Source organism: Tistlia sp. (assembly GCF_040905785.1).
Classification (GTDB): Bacteria; Pseudomonadota; Alphaproteobacteria; order Kiloniellales; family DSM-21159; genus Tistlia.
This window is the reverse complement of sequence record NZ_JBBDQW010000020.1, coordinates 1-1,695: the sequence shown is the minus strand read 5'-3', so window position 1 is coordinate 1,695 and position 1,695 is coordinate 1. Positions and strand designations below refer to the sequence as shown.

The 1,695-nt window shown below is 66.3% G+C and carries 2 protein-coding genes; both read left to right on the top strand.

Annotated elements, in window-relative coordinates:
- Window positions 1–30 precede the first annotated feature (30 nt).
- A complete protein-coding gene (locus tag WD341_RS05470; protein WP_368424424.1) occupies window positions 31–822 on the top strand; it encodes an ABC transporter ATP-binding protein in 792 nt (263 codons plus the stop codon).
- Window positions 823–835: 13 nt separating this feature from the next.
- Window positions 836–1,695 (top strand): branched-chain amino acid ABC transporter permease (locus WD341_RS05465; protein WP_368424423.1); only part of this gene is annotated, 860 nt, incomplete at its 3' end.

Sequence of the window (1,695 nt, the reverse complement as noted above, 5' to 3'; positions counted from 1 at the left end):
GGGGGAAAAAGGGGGGGGGGCGTTCCGGCGATGGATTCGGCAGCGCGCATCTTTGACGAGGTCCTGCTGGAGGTCCGCGGCATCTCGCTGGCCTTCGGCGGCGTGAAGGCGCTGTCGGACATCTCCTTCGACATCCGCAAGGGCGAGATCCGGGCGATCATCGGGCCCAATGGCGCCGGCAAGACCTCGATGCTCAACGTCATCAACGGCTTCTATCACCCCCAGCAGGGCGAGATCCTGTTCAAGGGCGAGACGCGCCGCGCCATGCGGCCGCACAAGGCGGCCAAGCAGGGCATCGCGCGGACCTTCCAGAACGTCGCCCTGTTCAAGGGCATGTCGACGCTCGACAACATCATGACCGGGCGCCTGCTGAAGATGCGCTCCAACGTGCTGCTGCAGGCGCTCTACTGGGGGCCGAACCAGCGCGAGGAGATCCGCCACCGCGCCTTCTGCGAGGAGATCATCGACTTCCTGGAGATCCAGGCGATCCGCAAGACGCCGGTCGGCAAGCTGCCCTACGGCCTGCAGAAGCGCGTCGAGCTGGCGCGGGCCCTGGCCATGGAACCGGAGCTGCTGCTGCTCGACGAGCCGATGGCCGGCATGAACGTCGAGGAGAAGGAGGACATGAGCCGCTTCATCCTCGACGTGAACGATCACTTCGGCACGACCATCGCGCTGATCGAGCACGACATGGGGGTCGTCATGGACCTTTCGGACCGCGTGGTGGTGCTCGACTACGGTCGCAAGCTCGCCGACGGCTCGCCCGACGAGGTGCGTGCCAACCAGGAAGTCATCGACGCCTATCTCGGCGTCGCGCACTAGGGACGGCGATCAGATGAAGCTCCTTCACGTTCTCTACTGGCTGGTCGGCTCGCTCGTCGCGATCGTGGCGATCGGCGCGCTGCACCAAGTCCTGGCGGCGATCGGCGCGATCAGCTTCTTCGACTGGGTGTTCTACTTCGAGGTCGCGACCACGGGTCTGCTGCAGGGCGTCATGTACTCGCTGGTGGCGCTCGGCTTCGTGCTGATCTTCAAGGCCTCGGGCGTCTTCAACTTCGCCCAGGGCTCGCTGGTCCTGTTCTCCGCCCTGACCATGGTCGGTCTGATGGAGCTGTCCCAGCAGCACCTCGGCTTCGAGCTGCACTGGACCCTCGCCTTCCTGCTGACCTGCGGCGTCATGGTGCTGGTCGCGATGGTCATCGAGCGCCTGGTGCTGCGGCCGCTGGTCAACCAGCCGCACATCATCCTGTTCATGGCGACGATCGGCATCTTCTACTTCATGGACGGCTTCGGGCAGACGCTCTGGGGCTCCGACGTCAAGGTGCTCGACATCGGCATGCCGACCGCCTCGGCGATCGAGCCCTACGGCGTGCGCATCAACCTCTACGACATCATCGCGGCCGCCGTCGGCGGGGTGCTGGTCGCGGTGCTGGCGGTCTTCTTCCAGTACACCCGCATCGGCCGCGCCCTGCGCGCCGTCGCCGACGACCACCAGGCGGCGCTGTCGGTCGGCATTCCGCTGAAGACGATCTGGACCATCGTCTGGTCGGTCGCGGGCATCGTCGCCTTGGTCGCCGGCATCATGTGGGGCGGCAAGGCCGGCGTGCAGTTCTCCCTGGCGCTGATCGCCTTCAAGGCGCTGCCGGTGCTGATCCTGGGCGGCTTCACCTCGATCCCCGGCGCCATCGTCGGCGG

Excerpts from the sequence above, each read along its gene's own strand:
- WD341_RS05470 (WP_368424424.1), top strand. The coding sequence starts at position 31 with ATGGATTCGGCAGCGCGCATCTTTGACGAGGTCCTGCTGGAGGTCCGC.